Source organism: Pedobacter sp. AC464, from assembly GCF_979253075.1.
On sequence record NZ_CEEDBV010000002.1, the window covers coordinates 1,029,657 to 1,054,311 of the forward strand.

The following is a 24,655-nucleotide window of genomic DNA, read 5'->3' on the forward strand; positions in this document are numbered from 1 at the left end:
GTTTACAATGAACTGATTTTAAAAGGGTAAATCCCCATTTTCATCATTTGGTTGTATCGTAAATTCATCTTCAATTTTGGATTCGTTATTCTGAACATGATTAACGGGCTGTCCGGGTTCAAAATCACTTTTTCTACCCAGCATTGTAAAGTTTTCAGCTACAATTTCAGTAACATATTTTTTTACTTTTTCTTTATCTTCAAAAGAACGGGTTCTCAATTTGCCTTCTATGTAAACCAGTTTGCCCTTTTGCAGGTATTTTGATGCCACTTCAGCTAATCCACGCCACAACACTATATTATGCCACTCCGTTTGCTCCACTCTTTTGCCATCTTTGTTATAAGTTTCTGATGTTGCTAAAGGAAAGCTGGCGACAGTAACGCCTCCATCTAAATGCCGCACTTCGGGGTCTTTACCCAAGTGGCCGACTAAAATAACTTTGTTAATCCCGGACATAAAATATTTATTTTGGTTAGTTTTTACCCTTAAAATGATTACCAGTTTAATAAAGGTTAGTTACGCCTTTATCAATACCAAAGTTTTCGGTAATGAAATTTCTTATTACGTTAGGTTGTGGTAACTCATCTAATTTATTAAAAGAAACCCAATTAAGTTCCTTTTGTTTATTAAAGTTAAATATATAATTTTTTACAGCAAAAAAACGCACATGTATAATTTGGTGCGTTAATACATGCTTTGTCGCCGTTAATAATGTGAGTTGAGCTTCATTGCCGAAATTTTCCTTAACTGTTGATAAAAGTATTTGATCTGATTGCTGAGAAAATTCTCCAGTTTCCACGCAGGGAAAATCATTTAGATGCTGCCAGATATCGCCTGCATGCCGTTCTTTAATGAGGATTTTATCGGCATTAATGAAAACCAGGTAGTTGAAATACCGATGTTTTTTCTCCGCTTTGGCTAACTTAACCGGTAGCTGTTTTACTAAATTATTGTTGTATGCGAAACAATCGATTTTCAGCGGGCATAGCTCGCAGGCAGGAGATTTGGGTTTACATTGAATAGCCCCAAACTCCATAATGGCCTGGTTGTATAAAGCAGGTTCTGCCACATGCAATAATTCATTAGCCAGTTTAAAAAACTGCTTTTTCCCTTCCGGACCGTTAATTGGCGTATCAATTCCGTAATATCTTGCTAAAACGCGAAATACATTTCCATCTACCACTGCCCTGGCCTCGCCAGAAGAAAAAGAAGAAATAGCGGCGGCCGTGTAATCGCCAATGCCCTTAAGTTTAATTAAATCATCATGAAGTGTTGGAAAAATACCATCGAAATCGTTCATTATGGTTTTTGCAGTTGCATGCATATTGCGCCCGCGGGAATAGTACCCCAAACCCTGCCACAATTTGAGTACCTTTGCCTCAGTTGCAGCGGCAAAATCCGCCACGGTTGGAAAATGCTCCAGAAACTTCACAAAATATGGCAACCCTTGTTCAACTCTGGTTTGCTGTAAAATAATTTCAGAAAGCCAAATGGTATACGCATCATTTGTATGGCGCCAGGGAAGATCTCTTTTGTGAATCAGGTACCAGTTTATAAGCTCGTTTTGGAATGTCATCACTGCAAATAACGGGCTAATTATTTGTTTTTAAAAAAACTTGCATTAAGGTGATAGGACAGCGTATAAAAAAATCATCTTTTATTTCCCTATCTCATTAAAAAGCAATACTTTTGCAACCCCAAAACACTGATAATTTTAAAATACACAATATATAATAAATAATAAAATATGACTAAGGCAGATATTATTTCAGAAATATCAACAAAAACCGGAATTGAGAAGGTTGATGTGCAGGAAACAGTTGAGGCATTCTTCAAGGTTATCAAAACCAGCATGATTGGCGGTGAAAATGTTTACGTTAGAGGCTTCGGAAGCTTTGTTGTTAAAAAGAGAGCTCAAAAAACAGCTAGAAATATCTCTAAAAACACTGCAATAATCATCCCTGAACATTTCGTTCCAAGCTTTAAACCAGCAAAAGTATTTGTTGATAAAGTGAAAAACAATTCTAAAAAAATTCAAGTAGAAGCTTAACCTTAGTCACGTGAACAGTAGCATCAGATTAAAACAGACCATTATTGTTGGAGCGATTTTATTGCTTGTTGCTTTCTTGTTTACGAGAGACATTAAAGGTTTGGTAAAACCAACTGAAGAGAACGGCAAGATGCCATCCTCAGGCCAGATGTCTGAATCGGCTGCGGTTTCTTCCGGTTTAAACATCCAAACAACATCTGAAGCTGCTAAAAATGTAATAAACAAAAATTTAGCAACGGATATTACAAACTTAGAAAACAGCTATAAAGGTGCAACAGGCGCCGAAAAAGTAGAACTTGCTGCACAACTTGCTCAGAAATGGGATGATGTGGAACAGCTTACACCTTCGGCACTGTACCTGGAAATTGTTGCAGAAGCGAAACCATCAGCAACGAGTTGGTTAGCATCAGGCAATAAATTTTTAAAGGCTTTTGAAAGTACTCAGGATAGTTTGGCACAACCTGCTTTATTGCAGAAAGCCAATACATCTTTTACAAAAGCTTTAGCTTTAGATAAAGAGAATATAGATGCCAAGACTGGCTTAGGCGTAACAATTGTAAACGGTTTAGGTGCTCCAATGCAAGGTATTGCGATGTTGCTCGAAGTTGTTGCAAAAGACCCTAAAAACATCAAGGCAAACATGAATCTTGGTCTATTCTCAATCAAATCAGGTCAGTTTGACAAAGCAATTCCTCGTTTCAACACCGTTATTGCAGCGGCACCAACACCTGAGGCCTATTTTTACTTAGCTACGGCTTTAGAGAATTTAGACCGAAACAAAGAGGCCGTTGAGGCTTATTTGAACAGCAAAAAATTAGCAGCAAATCCAACTCTATCGTCATTTATTGATAAGAAAGTTGTTGAGCTAAAGAATAAAAATTAATTAACGGATTAATAAAAACATTTAAAACTTAAAATTATGCCAAGCGGTAAAAAAAGAAAAAGACATAAAATGGCTACGCACAAACGTAAGAAACGTTTAAGAAAAAACAGACATAAGAAAAAATAGTTTCTTATTTTGATTTAGCCCATTAAACCTCATAGTACAACGCTATGAGGTTTAAAATGTTTATGTGATTTTTCTATCGTATAATCCGTGCTACATCATTGTTTCTACTTACTATCCATTTGTTAATAGGCGAAAGCCTTAAATCTGTAGCTGTTGGTAAAAGAATTAATTATCAATTCGACTCCTGCCGGAGTTACCATAGCTTTGATTGAAGACAAACAACTTGTTGAGCTTCATAAAGAACAAATCAATAATAACTACGCCGTAGGCGATATTTATTTAGGCCGCATTAAAAAAATTATGCCCGGCCTGAATGCTGCTTTCGTAGATGTTGGTTATGAAAAAGATGCCTTTTTGCATTATTTTGATTTAGGCCCTCAGGTACAATCTTTAATTAAGCTAACGAAGATCAAGCGTAATGGCTCGGTTACAGGCACATTATTAGATAATTTAAAGCTCGAAGCCGATATAAACAAGGCAGGCAAAATTTCTGATGTGCTAAGCAAAAACATGCTCCTACCCGTACAAATTGCTAAAGAGCCAATTTCTACCAAAGGACCACGTTTAAGTTCCGACCTATCTATTGCCGGCAGGTATGTGGTACTGGTGCCATTCTCCAATACCATATCCATATCAAAAAAAATAAAAAGTAATACCGAACGTAATCGTTTAAAAAAGATTATTGAAAGTATTAAACCCCAAAATTTTGGGGTAATTATCAGAACCGTTTCCGAAGGAAGAGGTGTTGCCGAAATGCAAAAAGATCTATTGGATTTAGTTGCAAAATGGGAAAACTTTATAAAAAAACTTCCTACAGCCGAACCTTCGAAAAGGGTTTGGGGCGAAATGGACAGGTCGTCTACGTTAATTCGTGATATCCTGAACCCTGATTTCACAAACGTTTATGTGAGCACACCAGAGTTGTTCGACGATATTCGTTCTTATGTACATGATATTTCGCCTGAAATGGAGAAAATTGTTAAACTGTACAAACAAAAGGAGCCAATATTTGACCACTTCGGAATTGAAAAGCAAATTAAAAATGCTTTCGGCAAAACAGTAAACCTACCAGGCGGTGCCTATTTAGTGGTAGAACACACTGAAGCGTTGCATGTTGTTGATGTTAATAGCGGTAACCGTACGGCCAGTAAAGAAAATCAGGAAGAGAACGCTTTACAGGTAAATAAAGAAGCGGCAAAAGAAATTGCCCGTCAGTTGCGTTTACGCGATATGGGCGGTATTGTGGTAATCGATTTTATCGATATGCACAAACCAACAAACCGCAAAATTTTGTTCGACTATTTGCGTGAACTGATGTTGCTGGACCGTGCTAAGCATACAATTTTGCCACCGAGTAAATTCGGGTTGGTACAAATAACCAGACAACGTGTTCGCCCCGAAATGAACATTGTTACGGTAGAAAAATGCCCTGCCTGTGATGGAACAGGAGAAATTAAGGCCAGTATTGTGCTCATGGACGATATTGAAAACAACCTGAATTATATTTTACGGGAGCAAAATGAAAAAGGCATTACACTTTGTGTTCACCCTTACATTGAAGCTTATATAACTAAAGGGATTTTTAACCTGCAACGCCGTTGGTTTTTTAAATATGGCCAGTGGATTAAAGTTAAAGCGCAATCCGCTTATCACTTAACAGAGTTTCATTTTATATCATCAAAGGATGAAGAAATAAAACTTTAATAAGGTCAAAACACAAAAACGCCTGACGCTTCAATAGCATCAGGCGTTTTTTTTGTGCAACAATGGTTTAGCTTTTACGGCAAGTAAGCTCTAAATTCGTATCTATAAATTTAAAATCAATTGGCGAAAACAAAAACTGCATATTTCTGCCAGAGTTGCGGATACGAATCTGCTAAATGGCTCGGAAAATGTCCTTCCTGCAATCAGTGGAATACCTTTGTAGAAGAAATTGTTGAAAAAAGTTCTACGGCAGTACCCACCTGGAAAAACGATTCAGCACCGGCAAGAAAACTTAGCAAACCGAGTAAAGTAAGCGAAATACTAAGTTCGCCAGAACGACGTATGCTAACAGGAGACAAAGAGCTCGACCGCGTGCTGGGCGGCGGACTTGTTGAAGGTTCTTTGATTTTAATCGGTGGTGAACCTGGCATCGGTAAATCGACATTAATGTTGCAGCTCGCTCTGAATTTAAAGGGCAAAAAGCTCTTATATGTATCGGGAGAAGAAAGCGAACAACAGATTAAAATGAGGGCAGAAAGAATTACGGAGGCGCCTTCTGCAGATTGCTACATTTTAACCGAAACTTCCACCCAGAACATCTTCAAACAAATAGAAACACTTGAACCAGAAATTGTTGTTATAGATTCCATTCAAACACTGCATTCGGCACATATCGAATCTACACCGGGCAGCGTTTCTCAGGTACGTGAATGCACAGCAGAGCTTTTGCGTTTTGCCAAAGAAACAGGAACACCTGTATTTTTGATTGGGCACATTACGAAGGATGGTGCCATAGCCGGTCCGAAGATTTTGGAACACATGGTAGATACCGTTCTCCAGTTTGAAGGCGACAGGCACCATGTTTACCGCATTTTGCGCTCAATAAAAAACCGTTTTGGTGCAGCAGCCGAATTGGGAATTTATGAAATGCAGGGAAGCGGCTTGAGAGAGGTTTCAAATCCATCGGAAATATTATTAACTCAACGCGAAGAAGAACTGAGCGGCATCGCTATTGCAGCTATGCTGGAAGGCGCCAGACCAATGTTAATAGAAACCCAGGCGCTGGTTAGTGCTGCAGCATACGGTACGCCACAAAGATCGGCCACCGGGTTTGATACCAAAAGAATGAATATGCTGCTTGCAGTTTTAGAAAAAAGATGCGGCTTTCGATTAAGTACCCAGGATGTATTTTTAAACATTGCGGGTGGCCTGCGGGTGGAAGACCCGGCAATTGACTTAGCAGTGCTGATTGCGATTATTTCTTCACATCAGGATATCGCTGTCTCATCTAAAAACTGTTTTGCAGCGGAGGTTGGCTTATCTGGCGAAATCAGGGCAGTAAACAGGATTGAACAAAGAATAGCCGAAGCAGATAAATTAGGTTTCGAAACGATATACATTTCGAAATATAACCTCAAAGGGATAAATATTGAAAAATACAACATTGAAATAAAGGCGGTAAGTAAAATTGAAGAAGTATTCGGTCTTATTTTCGGATAAAAGCGGTAAACAAACGGGGAATACTATCAACAAATTTCCGCGGTTAGAAGATATATTTCCCCAATTCCCCAAACGAGAATTATTTGGCACGAGAAGATTTATTTTATAACTTATAGATAATGAGTATTTTACAAACCAATAGTGCAGTCAGCAAGCTTTGGATTAACATTTGCCTAATAGATTATGTTGTACATCATGGGATGTGATCTATAACAATAGGGATGATTTTCCTCGTTAGTGAGAGCTAACGAGGATTTTTTTTGTCTTAACTATTTTGAGAAATTTTAAATAACTTTGAATCAGATAAATAACAGGAACTAAATAACTTGAAACGACAATAAAAACGACATTATGAAAAGAATTCTTTTGAGTTTGGGATTTTGCTTAATTACTGCAATCACATTTGCACAAACCGAACTTAGCGGCCAAAAATTTGGCGAAGCGGTAAGCCCTGGAAACATTAAGCCTGTAGCTAAGATGGAAGCCGCAATGGGCGCCAAAACAACCGCTGATATGAAAATTGAAGGCAAAGTTGTGGATGTTTGTAAAAAGAAAGGCTGCTGGATGACTTTGGAAACAGCGAACGGTGAACCGATGCGTGTTACCTTTAAAGACTATGCCTTTTTTATGCCAATGGATATAGTAGGCAAAAAAGTTGTTCTAGATGGTATTGCAAAAAAGCAGACAATATCTGTTGAAACGCTTCGTCACTATGCTGAAGATGCAAAAAAATCGCCAGCAGAGGTTGCTAAAATTACCGATCCTAAGAAAGAGCTTGCTTTCGAAGCAAAAGGTGTTGTCATCCTTGACAAGTAAACCTATTACTTAGATAGCTAAAAATAAAAATGCCCCAGATTTTTTTAAAACCTGGGGCATTCTTGTATCATTATAATTAATTACAAAATCCAGTTCCAACCAAATTCATCAGTTGCTAAACCATAGCGGATATTGTTCAGTTTTTTGGCAATACCGTTAGATATTTTTCGGGTTGAAGGATCGGTTAGTTTGTAATTTTTGCCTAAGTAGCCTATTTCACCGATGTGGGTAACGGTTGCCGCTGTACCTGCAGCAAAAGCTTCGGTTAAACTTCCGTTTTCTATTCCCTCAATTACTTCTTTTACCGAAACTCTGCGCTCCTCTACTTCAATCCCATCGGCGGTAGCCAGTTTAATAATTGTATCGCGGGTAACGCCATCCAAAACAGTACTTCTAACTGATGGCGTAACTAATTTGCCATTTATAACAAAAATAAGGTTGGCGGTTCCTGCTTCTTCAATAAACTCATGATTAACAGAATCTGTCCAGATTAATTGGTCGAAGCCTTCTTTTTTAGCCTGTTCGAAAGGATAAAGCGAGCGGGCATAATTACCAGCAGTTTTGGCGAAACCTACGCCGCCTTCATCAGCTCTGGTAAACTCTGTTTCAATTTTAACTTTTAAAGCATTGCTGTAATAAGGACCCGTTGGTGTGGTAAGTAAGGCAAACTTATATGTGTCAGACGCTTTTACACCCAGGTAAGGATCAGTAGCAAACATAACCGGACGCACATAAAGTGCATAATCATCTTGAGATGGAACCCATTTTTCGTCGATGCTGATTAGCGCAGCCAGCCCTTGCATAAAAATCTCCTCAGGTATTGTGGGCATAGACATTCTTGCGGCTGACTTGTTAAAACGTTCAAAATTTTTGTCAGCACGGAAAACGCTTATTTTTCCATCAGGCTGGCGGTAAGCTTTCAAACCTTCAAAAATGGCCTGGCCATAGTGAAGTGCCGAAATTGCCGGACTCATAGAAATAGGCCCGTAAGGTAAAATTTGTAAGTTTTTCCACTCACCGTTCTCAAAGTCGGCAGTAAACATATGGTCGGTAAAAACTTTACCAAAAGGTAATTGTGAAAAATCGGTAACTGATAAACGGGTGTTATCAACTTTCTCAATTTTTATATCTAATGTATCAGTCATATTGTTAAATTTTGAAATGATAGAAGCTTTCATGACCGGAATAGTTGCAGGCTGCAAATTTTCACATTCAATCAATGAGTAGTTCAATCGTAATTTTAATTGCGCAAATTAAGAAAAAACGAGGTATATTAATAGTTTTTCAACATATTAATCTTTGTTCTTTAGTGTTTTAAGCACACTAAGCACCCAGCCTTTGCCCCATTCTTCCATCTGTTCGTCTGTCCATAAAAACGGATAAAATATTCTTTTTTGAAAACGTGGAGGCAAATATTTTTGCCAGTTTGTTCCGCCGGTTGCGGCTACATCAACAGGGTCTTTTTCAAGGTAGCGTACGGCAGATTTGTAATGCGCCAGCGGCCATTCTACATTTACATATATATCGAGCTTGCGCAGTTCTTCTGCCAAAGCCGAAACATCGCTACCATTTACCTGGAGCTGCTGGTATAAGGCAGAAAAATTTGTGAGTGTTCTTTCTTTTGCGAGCTGTAGAAATTCTGCCGAATACTTTCGAATAAACTGTTTTAACGTTAAGGTTTCTTTGCCTGAAGATAGTTCTGTCGCACCAAATTTCCAGTAAATATTTTCAAACTGCTCTTCCAGTGTTGCGGTACTTAACTCTACTCTTTTGCTTTTATCAACTAAACGAATAAAATCAGTGGCACAAATTTCAATCATTCTGTATTGCCCGGATTGAAACCCACTAGCTGGCAGCAGCGACATTCGGAATTTCAGGAACTGTTCCCGTTCCATACCTTCAACCATAACTTCGAAGGAAGTTGTTAGAGCATTGAAATAAGCATTAATTCTTTTCACCCGGGCGGTAAAAAAATCGACTGTTAAATTCTCATGAGTGGCGATCTGCCTGCATTCGTGCAAGGTTAGTTTAAAGTACAACTCCGTTATCTGGTGATACATGATGAAAATCTCTTCATCAGGAAACGGCGTTTTCGGACTTTGTAAACTCAACAAAGTATCCAAATGGATGTAATCCCAATAGGTCAGGAAATCTGCATACAACAAACCATCAAGGTATGAGGCCATATCCTGCCCCATCGCCGTATATTTTTCCTGAAGCTGGTTGAGTTTATCTTTTATGTCTGGTGTAAATTCCATGGCACAAAGTTAGTATTCCAAAATTGATAAACATATTTTGCGCTAAATAGGAAATTTTATACATTTGAACCATGGCGATGGGGTACCGCCAAAACCGCCAACAGGCTGATGACTCCTACGATTTTACTTAAAATTGATTTATAATGCCTGTTAAAAACTTAACGGAAGGTAATCTTTCGTACTTACATCGTTTCCAAAAATTAGAATTTGGGCTATTGTTAGCAAATAGCTTAAAATGGTTATTTTTCTCTGCGTTACTTGGAGGAATTGTAGGGTCCGCATCTGCACTGTTTTTAGTCGCTTTAAATTTAGTAACCGATTATCGTGAACAAAATCAATGGATAACTATCTTTTTACCCTTGGCTGGTTTACTCATTGGCTTGGCCTATCACTATTGGGGAAAAAAAGTTGTAAAAGGAAATAATCTTTTGATTGAAGAACTTCAAAGTCCGAAGAATATTATTCCAATAATTATGGCTCCTCTTATTTTTGCAGGAACAATAATTACCCATTTATTCGGTGGCTCTGCGGGGCGTGAAGGAACAGCTGTTCAAATTGGGGGCGCATTTGCCGATCAGTTTACAAAAGTATTTAAGCTTAAGCCCCGCGACCGAAAAATCATTTTAATTTGTGGTATTAGTGCAGGCTTTGCTTCAGTTTTTGGAACACCGTTGGCGGGCGCAGTTTTCGGAATAGAAGTTTTTGTTATTGGAAGCCTACTGTACACAGCCATTTTACCATCATTTGTTACAGCGATAATTGCCGATTATGTTTGTAAAGCTTGGGGTGTTGGACATACTCATTATGCTATTCCAATCGTGCCACAAATGGACATGATTAATCTGCTATTATCGCTAGGCACTGGTATAATTTTCGGCTTAGCCGCAAGAAGTTTTTCTACATTAAATCATGGTTTATCTCAACTTTTTGCGAAAATTAAATATCCACCTTTGCGGCCCTTTGTTGGTGGCTTTATTTTGATTGGAATGATTTATTTACTTGGCACAACACGGTATATTGGCTTAGGAATTCCTGTTATTTCTGAATCATTTCCACAACAAGAACCTTATTATACATTTGCTATAAAGCTATTTTTAACTGCTCTAACTTTAAGTGCTGGTTTTAAGGGTGGCGAGGTAACACCACTATTTTTTATTGGAGCTACTTTAGGTAGCTTTCTTAGCATTTTTGTTCCATTACCTGTTGGATTGTTGGCAGGTATGGGTTTTGTAGCAGTTTTCTCAGGCGCAGCCAATACACCACTTGCCTGTATTTTTATGGGTATAGAATTATTTGGAGCAGAGTGTAGCGTGTATGTAGCGCTTGCTTGTGTTATGGCCTATTTATTTTCAGGCCATACAGGTATTTATCGTTCACAAAATATCGGTAGTCCTAAACATTTGCTACTAAAAAGACATCAGTTTTTAATTTAGGAATGTTGTGGAATGAGTTATTGTGTATAGCTTTGACTATAATGTGCATTTAGCTTCGGCAAATTTAAAAGTTGCCAAAGCTGTAAAGTTTAACAATCACTTATCTAATAAAGCACTCTAAACTTTATGGTATGTTCGATTTTTTTGAGTGCCTTGAATAACTGCTTATCGTACTCCGTGTTGATGTCCGTTATTGCATAGCCAATCTCGGGGTTTGTCATTAAAAACTGCCCGACAATGTTAATATTATGCTTTGCAAAAACGGTATTAATTTGCGCCATTATGCCGGGAACATTTTTATGAATGTGAATTAAGCGGTGCGATTTATCAATTTTTGGCAACTGCAGGTTAGGGTAATTTGTACTTAGGTAAGTTGCACCTGTGTTCATAAAATCAATCATTCTCTTCGGAATAAAATCGGAGTTGCGCGGGTTTGATTTTACATCGTCGAAAATAACAATACCCATTTTAGTACAAAGCGCCGTATCGATTTTGCCTTTAGCATTACCTAAATAACCTATTGTTTTAAGTTTAACTGCATTTTTAAGTTGTTCACTTTCTATTTTTTCTCCGTCGGCCAAAAGGATTACACCAACATCTTTAACGTATTTTTCCTCGAACGAAGTTTTGTGTCTAATGGATAAACCATCGTTTTTGAGTAGCGCAATGCTATGTGCATCTACATCACCAATAATTAAACAAAGTATTCTGTTTTTTGGATAAGATATCGCCCTTGGCAGGTTGTTAACATATAAAAATTCATCGAAGCTTGGCGTAATGTGGTCAGCTTTTTCAATGATGGTTTGGCGGGCAATGTTTTCTGTAAAGGCAAAAAACTTATTAATCATCCCGCTTTCGCGAAGCTGAAAATCAGAGTAACCGTCGCCAATGCCGAAAAGTTCCCCTTCCAGTTTCAAATGCTGAAGAAGTTTAACTTTGCCACCTTCTTCACTAAGTGGATTGGCATGGTCGTAATCTATAATTTTACCATCACCTGTGGTTACAAATGTGTTGGCATAAATATTTTCTTTCTTAATATGGTACTGACTTACAACAGGCGTTATAAATTCTTTAAACCCGCCGGAAACAATCAGCACTTCATCGGCATGTTTTTTAAAAAACTCGGCGTTACGGGAGAAAGACGTCGAAACCTTTTTCTTGAGGTGTTTAATTAGTTGCTTTAAATGATCTTCATTTGCCTCTAATAACTTAACGCGTTGGGCCAAACTTTCTGAAAATGAAAGTTTACCTTCCATTGCCTGGTTTGTATAATCTTCAATTTTTTGAAAGATCGATTCCTTTTCAGGGTGTTTTTTTAACGATATTCTGGCAAGTTCGTCCAGGGCTTCAACCTGCGTAAAGGTACTGTCGAAATCTATAATGTAATAGGCTTTTTTCTGCGGCATTATTTTAAAAATTGAGTAATCTCCTGTATACTTTGTTCAATCGGCTTAAACTGAATTCCTGTTGCTTCAATCACTTTTTCGTTACTGTAATAACTTAATGCTAAACTGCTTGTTGCAGTATCTTTTGTAACTGAGGGCTGTGCGCCTGTAAAAAGCGAAAAGAATTTTAGTGCCCGCCATGCAATTCCAAGCATCCAGGCCTTCGCTTCTTTTTTTGGTGGTTCAACCTTAAAACCTTTGGCAATTGCAGCGAATAAATCTTTATAATGAATATTGTCTGAAGAAATGATAAATCGTTCTGCGCTGGTAGAAGCTTCCATCAAAAGTATCATCGCTTTTGCAACGTCTTCCACGTCGACAAAGCCAGAAGCGCCATCGGTATAAAAAGGGAAACCACCCTTTATTAATTTAAAAATGGCACCACTACCCTCAAAACCTGCGTTTTCTCCAATGATTATTGACGGATTTACAATTACGGCATCTAGACCCTCGGTAATGCCACGCCAAACCTCCATTTCCGACTCATATTTAGACAAACCGTAGGCGTGTGCTTTCGAATCGTATTCCCAGAAATCTTTCTCGGTAATTTGCCTACCCTTTTTTGCCTCACCCAATGCAGCAACCGAGCTTACATGTAACAAGCGGCAATTGTACTCTATACATAGGTTTACGATGTTGGATGTACCATCGATATTTACATGAAATAGTTGTTTTTTGTCTTTAGAATTAAGTGAAACAAATGCTGCACAGTGAAAAACTTTTGTAATGCCAATAAATGCCTCTTCCAGTGTGGCGGGTTCATTAATATCGGCTTCAAACCAATCAAGAAGTTTATTATTCTGAATAATCGGGGGAATTTTGGAATTTTTTCTCCTTAAAGCCCGAACTGCTAAACCGTTATCAGTTAATTGTTTTATTAATTCAGATCCTAAAAATCCCGTTCCACCTGTTACGAGTATCATTATTTTTTTTGGGCTATAGATGAAAATACGCATTCAAAAATAGATATTTGGGGCGATAGTTTTAAATATATGTCATTAACCGATTTCTTTTCTCCATTAAATGTTGAACAGTTTACACCAAAAGATGGATTTTACACCAGTCAGCTAGGTTTGAAAACCCAATTCTACACGGAATCTTTTCCTGATTTGGAAGAAACAAAATTCGACATTGCAATTTTTGGCGTATTGGATGGCAGAAGCGCAATCAATAATGAAGGTTGCGGAATTGGTCCGGACTATTTCAGGGAAAAATTTTATAAGTTAAACGAAGGCGCATTTACCAGCCGGTTAGTTGATTTGGGAAATATATTGCCTGGCGCAACCATTGCCGATACCTATGTTGCGGTGAAAATGGTTGTATCAGAGTTAATTAAAAACGACATTATCCCGGTGATTATTGGCGGCGGACAGGACTTGACTTACGCCCAATATCTGGGTTACGAAGATTTGGAACAAAAGGTAGATTTGGTAATTGTAGACAATCAGTTTGATATCGACGATGATAACAATGATGGTATCGCAACGCGTTCTGATTGCTATCTGAATAAAATTTTCCTTCATCAACCCAATTATCTTTTCAACTTTAGTAATATTGGCTACCAAACTTATTTTGTAAATCAGGAAAGCCTGAGCGTTATGGACAAGCTTTATTTTGATGTTCATCGCCTCGGCGAATTTGCGCAGGATATTACTTTAACTGAGCCAATTATTCGTAATGCAAACATGGTTAGCTTTGATATTGGAGCCATTCGTTCTGCCGATGCCGTGGCAAATGCCAACACTACGCCCAATGGTTTCGACGGAGAAAAAGCATGCAGAATTGCACGTTATGCGGGCATGAACGACAAACTTACTTCAATAGGATTTTATGAGTTTAACCCAGCCTACGATAGCAACGGACAAACGGCCTTTTTACTTGCACAAATGGTTTGGTATTTTATTGATGGCTTTTATGCCCGCAAAAAAGACTTTCCACTTACGCCAAAATCTCAGTTTATAATATACAGAACCAGCTTAAAAGATGGTTCGGGCGAAATGACTTTTGTGAAAAGCAAAAAATCAGATCGTTGGTGGATGCAGGTTCCCTACCCAACCGGCATCTCAAAAAATGAAAGATACCACCTCGTACCTTGTCGATATGATGACTACCAAACGGCTATTAATGGAGATATGCCAGACCTATGGTGGCGAACATATCAAAAGCTATCATAATTTTACACAAGGAGTTACGTTAGAAATTTACAAATATTTATCTTTACAAAAAGACGATTAAATTAGAACCATGAAAAGAATACTCTTATCTGCAATGGCACTTTTGCCGCTGGCAGCATTAGCTCAAAAGCCATTTACCATTAAGGGTGATGCAAAAGCTTTGAAAACAGGCGACAAAATATATTTTGTTTATGCGGCAAATAGTGAACGCAAAACCGATTCGGCGGTTGTTACAAATGGTAAATTTGAATTCAAGGGCACCGCAGCCGATCCGGTTATGGGAAACTTGTTTAAAAATATAAATCCTTACGTTAAAGGAACCAACACCCGCAACATGGATTACGCAAGTTTATATGTTGAACCGGGAAACATTATGGTGAGTTCAATGGATTCCTTAAAATCTATAAAAGTTACCGGAACGCCTGCAAACGATGATAACACAAAGCTAAAGGCAAGCTTAAAGCCATCTACCGATAAAATTGATGCAATTAATGCAGAATACGCAAAACTAAGCGCAGAGCAAAAGAAAGATAAAGCTGTAATGGCAAGCATTAGCGAAAGATACGATAAGGCAGCTGGCGAAGCTACCCCGATTTACATTTCGTTCGCCAAAAGCAACCCGAAATCTTATGTAAGTTTAATTTCGTTAGCACAGTTAGCAAGCGATCCTGACCAGCTTGCGCAAGTTGAAGCGATTTATCCTACTTTAAGTGCGGAATTGAAAGCTACAAAAACTGGAACAACCCTGGCAAAAACTTTAGAAGCTTCTAAAAAAACTGCTGTTGGAGTAATGGCGATGGACTTTACCCAAAATGACCCTGACGGAAAACCTGTTAAATTATCTGATTTTAAAGGTAAATATGTGCTTGTAGATTTCTGGGCATCATGGTGTGGACCTTGCCGCCAGGAAAACCCGAACGTTGTTGTGGCGTATAACAAGTTTAAGGATAAAGGCTTTACAGTATTAGGCGTGTCTTTAGATCAGCCGGGCAAAAAAGATGCCTGGTTAAAGGCTATTGCAGATGATAAGCTAACCTGGACCCATGTTTCTGACCTGAAATTTTGGGACAATGAAGTAGCCGTGATGTATGGCATTCGCTCTATTCCTGCTAATTTTTTAATTGACCCTACGGGTAAAATTATCGCAAAAGGGTTACGGGAAGAAGCTTTGCAGAATAAACTTCAGGAACTTTTAGGCAGCAAAACCAAATAATGATTTCTTAAGTTAAACGGTTAAAAAATCACATAAAATTAAAGCCCCGGTTTAGTCGGGGCTTTGTTTTTTTATACGATTTTTTTAAGCTGATTTTAAGAAATCGAGTGCGTTGATAAAGTAATTTTCCATGCCCTCGTATGGATCTGCACCTGGTATCCAGGAAGCAAATTTCCAGTATTCCCAATCACCATTTTCTGATAGCGGCGGAACAAGGAGGAAATATTGCTCTTCATTTCTGCCACCAACCACAATACTCCTTGCCAGCTTAATGGCAACATCCAAAAGCTCATCGTTACTAATCCAAATCTCTATTAAATGCGGATCGATGTCTTTTAGAAAACCAACACTATCAGTTGGCTCAAACGATGGCTCAATATTTTCATTTGGCGTGCTAAAGCCATTGGTAATCGATAAAAACAGCTTATAATCTTTGGGCAAAACGATGCCCAACCGTTCTTCCAACCGCTTTATTTCATCTGAAGAAGCAGGCAAATTCCCCAACCACGCAGATTCGATCTGTTCGTTAGTAAATGTAAATTCAGCTTGTTTAATTGCCGTTTCCGAAATCTTTTTAAGTATCTTTTTCAATTTGAAGCCTTTAAAATTATATTAAATCGAAACCTATATCTTCTCTAAAATATTTGCCGTCGAAATAAATTCTACCAGCGTCGGCTGTTGCAGATTGTAATGCGGTAAACATATCCTTCTGTAAACTGGTAATCGCAATAACGCGGCCACCATTCGTTTTAACAACATCATTATCAAGCAAAGTACCTGCATGGAAAGCAGTAGAGTGACGAAGGTTTTCGATACCTGAAATTGCTTTTCCTTTTAAATACTCGCCCGGATAACCACCGGCAACAATCATTACAGTTGCTGCAGTTTGCTCAGAAATTACCAGGTTAACCTGATTCAGTTGCTTATTTGCTGTTGCCATAAACAGTTCTACCAGGTCATTTTCAATCCTCGGAATCACGCTTTCTGTCTCTGGATCGCCCATTCGTGCATTGTACTCAATTACATATGGCTCTTCGCCAACCTTTATCAAACCAAAAAATATAAAGCCTGTATAATCGATATTATCCGCTTTCAAACCCATTACTGTAGGTCTAATAATTCGTTCTTCAACTTTAGCCAGAAATTCAGTGGTGGCAAATGGCACCGGAGAAACCGAACCCATACCACCAGTATTCAGGCCGGTATCGTTCTGGCCGATTCTTTTATAATCTTTAGCAGATGGAAGGGTTAGGTAGTTTTCACCATCGGTTAAAATAAACACCGAAAGTTCTATACCACTTAAAAACTCTTCAATAACCACGGTAGCACCCGCAGCACCAAATTTACCTCCAAGCATTAACTTTAATTCTTCCTGAGCTTCAATCGTTTCCGTGCAAATTAAAACACCTTTGCCAGCCGCTAAGCCATCGGCCTTTAAAACAACGGGAAGTGCATGCGTTTGCAGGTAGGCCAGGCCATCATCTAGGGTTTCGGGGGTAAAAGATTTTGAAGCTGCCGTTGGAATACCATGGCGTTGCATAAATTGTTTGGAAAAATCTTTGCTTCCCTCTAAAATTGCTCCTTCTTTTTTCGGGCCGATTACAGGGACGTGTGAAATGGCATCGTCGGCAAGAAAAAAATCATGGATACCATTTACTAAAGGCTCTTCCGGACCAACAATCACCAATTCAATCTTTTCGGTAAGCACTATTTTTTTTATAGAATCAAAATCATTTACACTGATATTGATATTTGTACCAAAAGCACCTGTGCCGCCGTTTCCTGGCGCAATGACTAGCTTATCACAATGTGAAGACTGGCTTAATTTCCAGGCGAACGCACTTTCTCTGCCACCTGAACCTAATAGTAAGATATTCATACTGGCAAAGATAATATTTTAGCATCAAGTAGCGAGTACGAAGTAAGAAGACATGGACTAGCTCCCTTTGGCGCTTCTTGTCATCTGCTCAAGCATATCCCACATTTCATTCGGAATTGCTTCCAAACCGTTCATTTGTCCGGCACCTTGTAGCCATTCGCCGCCATCTATGGTAACAATTTCTCCGTTAATGTATCCGGAAAAGTCGCTAACCAAAAACGCAGCAAGGTTTGCCAGTTCCTGATGTTCGCCAACCCTTTTTAAAGGAACACGATTTTTAAAATCGAATTTTTTAGCCAAATCGCCGGGCAACAATCTTTCCCAGGCACCCTTTGTAGGGAATGGTCCGGGTGCTATTGCATTTGTGCGTATGCCATATTTACCCCATTCTACTGCAAGTGAACGGGTTAATGCAAGTACGCCTCCTTTTGCACAGGCAGATGGAACAACATATGCAGAGCCGGTAAACGCATAGGTAGTAACGATATTTAAAACTGTAGCGGTTTGTTTCTCCTTTATCCAATGTTTCCCAAAGGTAAGCGTACAATTTACTGTGCCCTTTAAAACGATATCAATAATTGATGAAAATGCATTTGCAGATAACCGCTCCGTTGGCGATATAAAATTCCCGGCAGCGTTATTTAATAGCACATCTACCTGTCCAAACTTTTCGATTGTTTTTGCCAGCACATTTTCAACTTGTTCAACCTCGCGTACGTCGCAGGCGACAGCCAGAACCTTTCCACCTGTTTTTTCTTCCATTTCATCAGCCGTTTTTTGCAGTACATCCTGCTTCCGGCTCGTGATTACCAGATTGGCCCCTAACTTTAAAAAGTAAATACCCATGGCTTTACCTAAGCCTGTGCCGCCGCCGGTAATAACGATGGTTTTGCCTTCCAGGGCACCGTCTCTAAGCATTGGTTGGTTAAATGCAAACATAATTCTGGTTATTAAGAAATGGTTAGTTGGTTAATTGTTAATTGAATGGCTTTTATACTTAATTACTTGCGCTGGAGGTTTTCCAGAATGGTTTTTAAGATATGGCGTGTTGCAGGCGACCACCACTGCTGGAGCATTTTTGCCAGGGTTGCCGATTGGTCTGCATTCATCGAAGCAATCAATTCCTCGCGGATGTTTTGTTTGCTTTGCGACCAGGTATTGCTTTCCAATTCCATAAACTTTTTAATTTTTCTTTCTGCTGTGGTAAGCAATGTTTCACCTTTAACAACATCATCAACTAAACCAACTTTTAATGCCTCCTCCGGATTATATAATTTGCCGGTGAGTAAACTTCTGGATGCCTCAGCTTTGCCAATCCAAAAAGAATAAAGCTGAAAAATACTGTTCGGAACAATTATCCCGACAGGAACTTCATTTAAGCCAATAATGTATTGCCCTTCAGCCATAACACGGTAATCGCATGCTAATGCCATTACACAGCCACCTGCGGGACTATGGCCACTTATTGCTGCAACCATAGGCTTTTTAAAAGATACCATGTTCGCTGCAAAATCGAAGAACAAGGTAAAGAATGATTTTGCCTCGTCTTCATTGTAGTTGAAAAGTTCCACTAAATCTAAGCCTGCAGAAAAAAACGGAGCAGAACCAGTTAAAATTACACCACCTATATTATCATCTGCCGAGATGTTTTTAAGCATGTCATCAAGCTCCGTAACCAACTCGCGGTTTAGCGCATTCGATTTACCTCTGGCCAGCGTTATTGTAGCAAGGCGGTCTTTTACACTTACTTTAATCGTATTCATAGTAAACGGCTTTCAATGTGATTTTCAGCACACAAATAATTATGCATGCATACTAATTCAAATTTATTTAATTTTTCCTATTTAACACTATATGTGTAAACCTTTCTTGCTAAATGGCCAGATACATCAATCCCTTCCATAATCATTCTATAATCACCAGGCTCATTTGCATTATAAAATTCAAATCGTCCTTTTCCGTTTTCGTCCGTTATCACCTCCGGATTCCAATAAACCGTACTCCTCGTGTCGTTGATGTCTAATTCCTTTGGTTTATCGTACTGAGGGGAATAAAAAGTTTTTGAAATGGTTATTCCCTTTGGATTAACACTGATAACGCCTTCTGCCTGATATTTGGTGCTCATGCCTTTTCGGGTAGTAATTACAATAACTCCGCCGCTTCCCTGCATTCCGTAAATTGTGGTTAATGCAACAGTTTTCAGCAATTCTACACTTTCAATATCAGCAGGAATTAACCCATCCAGCGTTCCGGGATAAATTCCGTCTACAACGTAAAGCATCGCCGCACCTTTAAGCGTAGATGAACCGAACTGACCCCTGATTAACACCGGACTGTCGAGCTTGCCTACGAGCACTCCCGGAAGTTGCCTCCAAACACATCCCCATGTAGCGCAACCCTTTATTTTATCGCCGGGTAAAACATAGTCTGCCACGCCCGGCCCATTGTAGTTTGAAGAATTTGGCGCAAGGCTTTTCTTTCCTTCGATTGTCACCTCATTCAGTTTGATGCCCTTATCCATTAAACCGAGGCGTCTCATTTCGTCAAAAAAGGTGTCGTTGGCTTTAATGTATTGCATTAAAACCTCGTTAACATTCACTTCCACATCGGCAACATTTTTATTTTTGGTAACGATTTGATTGGGAATCCTATCCAGAATTATGGTTACCTTTTTGTCGTTATCTTTTGTGCGGGCCTGAACAATAAATTTCGTGCTATCTTTAAATAAAAGATTTTGGAACCGGAAACGCCCGGTTGCATCTGTTACCGTATCGAGCACGAACCCTTTCGATTCTTTTGCCATCAGCAAAACCTTACCGCCCACCACAGGCTTGTTACCTTTTTTTATTTGTCCGCTAATAATACTCGAATACTCGGGCACATAAGTGATGTTTGGGAAAACGTCATTTATAACATCTTTCCAAACAAAACGGCTCCAGCCTTGTGTAAGCATGAGGTTATCCAGGTCACGGTTAGTTTTAGCATCATTATTTAAGAAATAATAGTTGGGTTCTTCTATGTATCCCGCCAAATCTGATGAGAGCAATAAATTGCTGTAAATATTGCTTTCATTATTTTCATCAGCCTTTAATTTGGTTGTGTTGGCAATTGAAATCGAAAAACTGCCCACCGCAGGTTTATCATCAGCCAAGCGAGGTAACTACTAACTGCTTTGTAATTTTCGCTTTTATTACGTGGGCTATGGAGCCGTTTTGCTGAACGACCAATTTAACTTCCTCGCCATTTACAGCATTTGAAGACGACAATATTTTTAACTTCAACGTTTCGGCATCTGTTTCATCCACTGCCAAAGCATGACCATTCTTCTGCGTTTCGGGAAATTTAAACTCCTTTTCAGAACCATCTTTAAACTTAATTAAAGCAGTGTAAACCTGGTTTGGCTGCACATTAGTGATAAAGCTGCCCATTGCCTAAATGTGAGGTTTGAAATGTGTTTACAACCTTGCCGTTGCCATCTAAAATAACGCCGGCAACGTCTTCACCTCTACCCGAAGAGTTTACAGCTTTTACGGCTATTCTTTGAGGCAAATCTTCTAAAAGCACGCCGCTTTCTGGCAAAAACTGAACATCGACCTGATTTGAAGTAGCGCGGATTGGTATGGATTTTACAACTTTATTTCTGTTGGGTAGGTTTAACGTTGTTAAAATGTAGCCCTGCGTATTTGCTTGATTTTTGGTAAAATGAACTTTTGCATTGCCGTCTAAATCAGTTTTTGATTTCCCTGCCGTTTTCGTTTTATCGTCAAACTGAATCTCATAACTAATTTCATTTTCGCGGTATGGCAAACCGTTTTTATCTTCGAAGTGAATTGTTGCATCTACATTATTTAAATTATTTTCTTTACTAAACTTATAACTCGTTTTTGTGAAGACTTTATTGGAAATGCTGTTGCCAATTTTTATCGTTTTATCGTAAAAGAAGTCGGTTCCAAAATTCCGCATGTAATTAGTATATGCGCGGATTCTGTAATTTCCTTCAGCTAAGGTGTCGGCAATTTTTATATTGCCCCAACTTACACCATTCATCAAGGGGAGTTTCAACTGAATTTTTAGGGAGTCTTTTTCATCAATCAATTCAACATAAACTATCTTGCTTATCAATGATAATCCTTTGGCGTTCGAATTTGTTGCGTACGCTTTAAACCATACATCATCTCCCACAGCGTAGTATGGCTTATCAAGATGCAGGTATAGCTTTTCGTGTGGATACTTTGTACTGTAAGCAACAAGCTTTTTGAGTATCGCATTAAAAGGGTCATCATCGCCTTTAAATGCGATAAGCGCTAAAAACAGGAAAGAGAAGGCGAGTAAACGGTAAAGTAGATTTTTCATTAGGGTTGTATAAAAAAATATGCCTCAAGTTAATAAACCTGAGGCATATCCTCTAAAAATCCGACTAACGTTTTAGTTACGTTTTGTTACTTTATGTCGTACGTATAAACCTTTCTGGCTAAATGGCCTTCTGCATCTATGCCCTCAATTACGATACGATAAGTCCCGGCTTCATCAGCATTGTAAAAATCGAATTTTGCATTACCCTGATCGGCAGCAACGACCTGAGGGTTCCAATAAATTGTACTTCGGTAATCTTGTTTGCTACCGGTTGTTTGCGAATCGTATTTAGGCGCATAAAATTCTCTGGATGCAGAATATCCTTTCTGGTAAACAACAACAACTCCTGGCGCATAATTATTAAATGATGTAGAACTGTCACCACGTTTTGTGGTAATTATTAAAACGCCGCCACCGCCATTGATTCCGTAAATTGCCGTGTTACTTGCCGACCTTAGAACTTCAATCGTTTCAATATCTGCAGCACTTAAGTTGTCCAGAAAATCTGACCCGACCTGCAAACCGTCGACAACAATAGTCATTGGCGTGTTAGGACTGCGTGTAGAGTATGGTACGCCACTTTTGAAAAGTACAAATGGAATGCGGCCGTTTAAACATTCCGAAAGCAGAATACAGTTTGAAAAGTCTTTCTCTGTAAGCACGTAATCGGCGTTACCTGCTCCGTTTAGGTTCGAAGAATTTTTTGCGATGTTTCGTTTTTCGGTCACCACAACTTCATCAAGTTTAATGGTTCTTTCCAGCAGTCCCAAACGGGTCATTTCGTTAAAATAGTTATCGCTTTCTTTGATGTATTTCATCAGCGAATTATTAACATTAACATCAATATCAGCGCTATTTTTGTTCTTAGTAACGATCTGATAAGGAACGGCGTCCACTTTAATGTCTACAAACTTTCTATCTGCCTTTGTTCTCGCCTGCACTACAAATTTTGTACTGTCGCTAAACATCAGGTTATCGAAATTAAATTTTCCTTCGGCATTTGTTACCGTATCTAGCACAAAAAAACCACCTTTGGTAGACATTAACATCACCTTGCCATTGGGCACTGGTTTACCGCCTTTTGTAACTGTTCCACTAATTGAAGTAGATTGCTCCGGCTTGTAAGTAATGTTGGGCGCCGCACCGGTTATCACATTTTTCCATAAAAATCTTCGCCAGCCTTGCGTCAGCAATAAGTTATCGAGCTCTCGGGCAGTTTTCAAATCATCATTAAGGAAATAATGATTTGGCTTTTCTACATGACCGGCCAAATCTGATGTCAACCATAAATTAGCGAAAATATTGCTCTCATTATCCTCATCTGGCGTTACTTTGCTTGCGTTTGTTACGGAAACAGAAAAACTCCCCACAATCGGTTTACCACCATTTGATGCTTTAAATGTAAAACTCGACAAGCCTTTTTTCGAATCTGATTGTGCGGCAGAATTTAAGTCGATATCGATAACATCAGATTTGCTTTTATTGAAAATCAATCGTTCCGCGATTGGCTCATTATTAGCAGAAAATAAGGTAAACTGAATAATGCCTGATGGCAATTTGCTTTTAGGTATGTTGGCGAGCAGCACTTGTTTATCAACCTTAGCTTTCGAAACGTAGTAAACATTTCCAGCTTGCTGGGCAACAATCTTTAACTCATCGCCGTTGGTTAGGTTGGCACTTGCCATAAGTTTAACCATAACCTTCGCTGTGTCTATATTATTTATAGATAAAGCATAACCACTTTTTTGGGCCAGCGGAAGTTTAAAGTCCTTTTCCGAGCCATCTTTAAATTTAATTTTTGCGGTATAGTTTTTACCTGGAAGTGCGTTCAGCGTAAAATTTCCCATACCAAGGTAATTGCTCTCAATTTTTGCAAGTTCAACGCCGGTATCGTCTACAACCCTACCCGAAATATCTTCGCCATTGCCTGAACCGTTCAATGCTTTAACAGCAATCTTTTGAGGAAGCTCTTCTACAAATGTTCCTCCTTCCGGCAGAAACTGCACATCAACATCATTACTTGTGGCGGTAATTGGAATCGATTTAACAATTTTTTGTTTGTTATCGAGCGTAATGGTGGCAACAATTTTACCTTTTTTATTCAAAAACGACTGGCTGTTCGTAAAACTGATTACAGCATCGCCCTTGAGGTTGGTTTTGGTTTTACCTTTTGCAACACTTCGAAAATCAAGTTGTGCCTCGTAGCTCACGTCGTTTTCCTTGTAAGCCACGCCATTTTTATCTTCAAAATGAATGGTGGCAGTAACGGTTTCAGCACTGTTTTCTTTCGAAAATTTATATTCGGTAAATGTAAAAACCTTATTTGCCCAGCTGTTGCCAATTTTTATGGTTTTATCGAAAAAGAAATCGGTGCCAAAATTGCGCATATAATTGGTGTAAGCCCTAATCCGGTAGTTGCCTTCACCCAAAGAATCGGTTAGTTTGAAATCGCCCCAGGAAATGCCACCCATGATGGGAAGCTTGATTAACTTTTTTAACGAATCCTTTTCATTAATTAATTCTACATAAAGTATTTTGCTAATGTTGGAAGGCGTTTGTGTTTTGCCGTTAACAACATAGGCTTTAAACCAAATATCGTCTCCAATGGCATAATACGGCTTATCTAAATGAAGGTAAACCTTTTCCTGTTGATATTTAGTGGTGTAGTCATTAAGCTTTTTAAGAAGCTGGGTAAACGGGTCATCGTCGATTTTAAAGGCAACAAAACCTATAAGCACAGCGAAGAAGCCCAAAGCGAGCGAAATTTTGATTTTCATTTGGTGTGTGGTAAATTAAATATGCCTCAAGTTACAAAACCCGA

At 38.8% G+C, this 24,655-nt stretch carries 22 protein-coding genes and 1 riboswitch; of the genes, 8 read left to right on the forward strand and 14 right to left on the reverse strand.

Annotation, left to right across the window (positions count from 1 at the left end):
* Positions 1–18: 18 nt before the first annotated feature.
* Complete coding sequence (locus AC0IWT_RS15250; protein ID WP_056869440.1) at positions 19–456, reverse strand: single-stranded DNA-binding protein; 438 nt, start codon at positions 454–456, stop codon at positions 19–21.
* 46 nt (positions 457–502) lie between these two features.
* Positions 503–1,576: an A/G-specific adenine glycosylase gene (gene mutY, locus AC0IWT_RS15255; protein ID WP_471797806.1), complete on the reverse strand. Its 1,074-nt coding sequence runs from the start codon at positions 1,574–1,576 to the stop codon at positions 503–505.
* Between the two features lie 171 nt (positions 1,577–1,747).
* On the opposite strand from mutY, the gene AC0IWT_RS15260 reads away from it, so the two are divergent.
* The 5 genes from AC0IWT_RS15260 to AC0IWT_RS15280 all read left to right on the forward strand — a co-directional run bounded on the left by AC0IWT_RS15260 (position 1,748) and on the right by AC0IWT_RS15280 (position 7,079).
* The gene (locus AC0IWT_RS15260; protein ID WP_056093708.1) at positions 1,748–2,050 is read left to right on the forward strand and encodes an HU family DNA-binding protein; all 303 of its coding nucleotides are present in this window, start codon (positions 1,748–1,750) and stop codon (positions 2,048–2,050) included.
* A gap of 10 nt (positions 2,051–2,060) precedes the next feature.
* Positions 2,061–2,933 carry a tetratricopeptide repeat protein gene (locus AC0IWT_RS15265; protein WP_471797807.1) on the forward strand — a complete coding sequence of 291 codons (873 nt, stop codon included), beginning with the start codon at positions 2,061–2,063 and terminating at the stop codon, positions 2,931–2,933.
* A gap of 279 nt (positions 2,934–3,212) precedes the next feature.
* On the forward strand, positions 3,213–4,763 hold the full coding sequence (locus AC0IWT_RS15270; RefSeq protein WP_471797808.1) for an Rne/Rng family ribonuclease: 1,551 nt from the start codon (positions 3,213–3,215) through the stop codon (positions 4,761–4,763).
* A 120-nt stretch (positions 4,764–4,883) separates the two neighbouring features.
* On the forward strand, positions 4,884–6,263 hold the full coding sequence (gene radA, locus AC0IWT_RS15275) for a DNA repair protein RadA (protein ID WP_056869436.1): 1,380 nt from the start codon (positions 4,884–4,886) through the stop codon (positions 6,261–6,263).
* 351 nt (positions 6,264–6,614) lie between these two features.
* Entirely contained in the window at positions 6,615–7,079 is a 465-nt protein-coding gene (locus AC0IWT_RS15280; protein ID WP_471797809.1) for a DUF4920 domain-containing protein, read from the forward strand.
* 80 nt (positions 7,080–7,159) lie between these two features.
* On the opposite strand, the gene AC0IWT_RS15285 is transcribed toward AC0IWT_RS15280, so the two are convergent.
* Both AC0IWT_RS15285 and AC0IWT_RS15290 read right to left on the reverse strand, forming a co-directional pair.
* Complete coding sequence (locus tag AC0IWT_RS15285; RefSeq protein WP_471797810.1) at positions 7,160–8,224, reverse strand: branched-chain amino acid aminotransferase; 1,065 nt, start codon at positions 8,222–8,224, stop codon at positions 7,160–7,162.
* A gap of 147 nt (positions 8,225–8,371) precedes the next feature.
* Positions 8,372–9,337, reverse strand: a complete 966-nt coding sequence (locus AC0IWT_RS15290; protein ID WP_471797811.1) for a tryptophan 2,3-dioxygenase family protein — start codon at positions 9,335–9,337, stop codon at positions 8,372–8,374.
* Between the two features lie 64 nt (positions 9,338–9,401).
* Positions 9,402–9,462: riboswitch (Fluoride riboswitch) on the forward strand.
* Positions 9,463–9,480: 18 nt separating this feature from the next.
* Here AC0IWT_RS15290 and AC0IWT_RS15295 point away from each other — a divergent pair.
* Entirely contained in the window at positions 9,481–10,770 is a 1,290-nt protein-coding gene (locus tag AC0IWT_RS15295; protein WP_471797812.1) for a voltage-gated chloride channel family protein, read from the forward strand.
* 104 nt (positions 10,771–10,874) lie between these two features.
* On the opposite strand, the gene AC0IWT_RS15300 is transcribed toward AC0IWT_RS15295, so the two are convergent.
* On the reverse strand, positions 10,875–12,176 hold the full coding sequence (locus AC0IWT_RS15300; RefSeq protein ID WP_471797813.1) for an HAD-IB family phosphatase: 1,302 nt from the start codon (positions 12,174–12,176) through the stop codon (positions 10,875–10,877).
* Complete coding sequence (locus AC0IWT_RS15305) at positions 12,176–13,138, reverse strand: NAD-dependent epimerase/dehydratase family protein (protein WP_471797814.1); 963 nt, start codon at positions 13,136–13,138, stop codon at positions 12,176–12,178. Before AC0IWT_RS15305 ends, AC0IWT_RS15300 begins: the two co-directional genes overlap by 1 nt.
* A 69-nt stretch (positions 13,139–13,207) precedes the next feature.
* Here AC0IWT_RS15305 and AC0IWT_RS15310 point away from each other — a divergent pair, with 69 nt between their 5' ends.
* Together AC0IWT_RS15310 and AC0IWT_RS15315 are read left to right on the forward strand one after the other, a co-directional pair.
* Positions 13,208–14,389 (forward strand): formimidoylglutamase, encoded by a 1,182-nt coding sequence (locus tag AC0IWT_RS15310; RefSeq protein ID WP_471797815.1) that lies wholly within the window; start codon positions 13,208–13,210, stop codon positions 14,387–14,389.
* A 70-nt stretch (positions 14,390–14,459) separates the two neighbouring features.
* Entirely contained in the window at positions 14,460–15,602 is a 1,143-nt protein-coding gene (locus tag AC0IWT_RS15315) for a redoxin domain-containing protein (protein WP_471797816.1), read from the forward strand.
* A gap of 84 nt (positions 15,603–15,686) precedes the next feature.
* Here AC0IWT_RS15315 and AC0IWT_RS15320 read toward each other — a convergent pair whose 3' ends face one another.
* From AC0IWT_RS15320 to AC0IWT_RS15355, 8 genes are all read right to left on the reverse strand, one after another.
* Positions 15,687–16,193 (reverse strand): SMI1/KNR4 family protein, encoded by a 507-nt coding sequence (locus AC0IWT_RS15320; RefSeq protein ID WP_471797817.1) that lies wholly within the window; start codon positions 16,191–16,193, stop codon positions 15,687–15,689.
* 16 nt (positions 16,194–16,209) lie between these two features.
* Positions 16,210–17,481: a phosphoribosylamine--glycine ligase gene (gene purD / locus AC0IWT_RS15325; protein WP_471797818.1), complete on the reverse strand. Its 1,272-nt coding sequence runs from the start codon at positions 17,479–17,481 to the stop codon at positions 16,210–16,212.
* 57 nt (positions 17,482–17,538) lie between these two features.
* Positions 17,539–18,420: an SDR family oxidoreductase gene (locus AC0IWT_RS15330; protein WP_471797819.1), complete on the reverse strand. Its 882-nt coding sequence runs from the start codon at positions 18,418–18,420 to the stop codon at positions 17,539–17,541.
* A gap of 62 nt (positions 18,421–18,482) precedes the next feature.
* Entirely contained in the window at positions 18,483–19,244 is a 762-nt protein-coding gene (locus tag AC0IWT_RS15335) for an enoyl-CoA hydratase/isomerase family protein (protein ID WP_471797820.1), read from the reverse strand.
* 77 nt (positions 19,245–19,321) lie between these two features.
* On the reverse strand, positions 19,322–20,632 hold the full coding sequence (locus AC0IWT_RS15340) for a carboxypeptidase-like regulatory domain-containing protein (RefSeq protein ID WP_471797821.1): 1,311 nt from the start codon (positions 20,630–20,632) through the stop codon (positions 19,322–19,324).
* Positions 20,625–20,909, reverse strand: coding sequence for a hypothetical protein (locus AC0IWT_RS15345; protein ID WP_471797822.1), 285 nt, complete (start codon positions 20,907–20,909; stop codon positions 20,625–20,627). The genes AC0IWT_RS15340 and AC0IWT_RS15345 overlap by 8 nt, the downstream gene beginning before the upstream one ends.
* Complete coding sequence (locus AC0IWT_RS15350; protein WP_471797823.1) at positions 20,890–21,834, reverse strand: hypothetical protein; 945 nt, start codon at positions 21,832–21,834, stop codon at positions 20,890–20,892. The genes AC0IWT_RS15345 and AC0IWT_RS15350 overlap by 20 nt, the downstream gene beginning before the upstream one ends.
* Positions 21,835–21,920: 86 nt before the next feature.
* A complete protein-coding gene (locus AC0IWT_RS15355; RefSeq protein WP_471797824.1) occupies positions 21,921–24,611 on the reverse strand; it encodes a TonB-dependent receptor plug domain-containing protein in 2,691 nt (896 codons plus the stop codon).
* Positions 24,612–24,655 lie beyond the last annotated feature (44 nt).

Bases quoted from the DNA above. Each gene is read 5' to 3' on its own strand.
- mutY (WP_471797806.1), bottom strand. From the start codon at position 1,576: ATGACATTCCAAAACGAGCTTATAAACTGGTACCTGATTCACAAAAGA.
- AC0IWT_RS15350 (WP_471797823.1), bottom strand. From the start codon at position 21,834: ATGAAAAATCTACTTTACCGTTTACTCGCCTTCTCTTTCCTGTTTTTA.
- AC0IWT_RS15310 (WP_471797815.1), top strand. From the start codon at position 13,208: ATGTCATTAACCGATTTCTTTTCTCCATTAAATGTTGAACAGTTTACA.
- AC0IWT_RS15300 (WP_471797813.1), bottom strand. From the start codon at position 12,176: ATGCCGCAGAAAAAAGCCTATTACATTATAGATTTCGACAGTACCTTT.
- AC0IWT_RS15295 (WP_471797812.1), top strand. From the start codon at position 9,481: ATGCCTGTTAAAAACTTAACGGAAGGTAATCTTTCGTACTTACATCGT.
- AC0IWT_RS15330 (WP_471797819.1), bottom strand. From the start codon at position 18,420: ATGTTTGCATTTAACCAACCAATGCTTAGAGACGGTGCCCTGGAAGGC.
- purD (WP_471797818.1), bottom strand. From the start codon at position 17,481: ATGAATATCTTACTATTAGGTTCAGGTGGCAGAGAAAGTGCGTTCGCC.
- AC0IWT_RS15355 (WP_471797824.1), bottom strand. From the start codon at position 24,611: ATGAAAATCAAAATTTCGCTCGCTTTGGGCTTCTTCGCTGTGCTTATA.
- AC0IWT_RS15345 (WP_471797822.1), bottom strand. From the start codon at position 20,909: ATGGGCAGCTTTATCACTAATGTGCAGCCAAACCAGGTTTACACTGCT.
- AC0IWT_RS15250 (WP_056869440.1), bottom strand. From the start codon at position 456: ATGTCCGGGATTAACAAAGTTATTTTAGTCGGCCACTTGGGTAAAGAC.
- AC0IWT_RS15260 (WP_056093708.1), top strand. From the start codon at position 1,748: ATGACTAAGGCAGATATTATTTCAGAAATATCAACAAAAACCGGAATT.
- AC0IWT_RS15280 (WP_471797809.1), top strand. From the start codon at position 6,615: ATGAAAAGAATTCTTTTGAGTTTGGGATTTTGCTTAATTACTGCAATC.
- AC0IWT_RS15315 (WP_471797816.1), top strand. From the start codon at position 14,460: ATGAAAAGAATACTCTTATCTGCAATGGCACTTTTGCCGCTGGCAGCA.
- AC0IWT_RS15305 (WP_471797814.1), bottom strand. From the start codon at position 13,138: ATGATACTCGTAACAGGTGGAACGGGATTTTTAGGATCTGAATTAATA.
- AC0IWT_RS15285 (WP_471797810.1), bottom strand. From the start codon at position 8,224: ATGACTGATACATTAGATATAAAAATTGAGAAAGTTGATAACACCCGT.
- AC0IWT_RS15290 (WP_471797811.1), bottom strand. From the start codon at position 9,337: ATGGAATTTACACCAGACATAAAAGATAAACTCAACCAGCTTCAGGAA.
- AC0IWT_RS15335 (WP_471797820.1), bottom strand. From the start codon at position 19,244: ATGAATACGATTAAAGTAAGTGTAAAAGACCGCCTTGCTACAATAACG.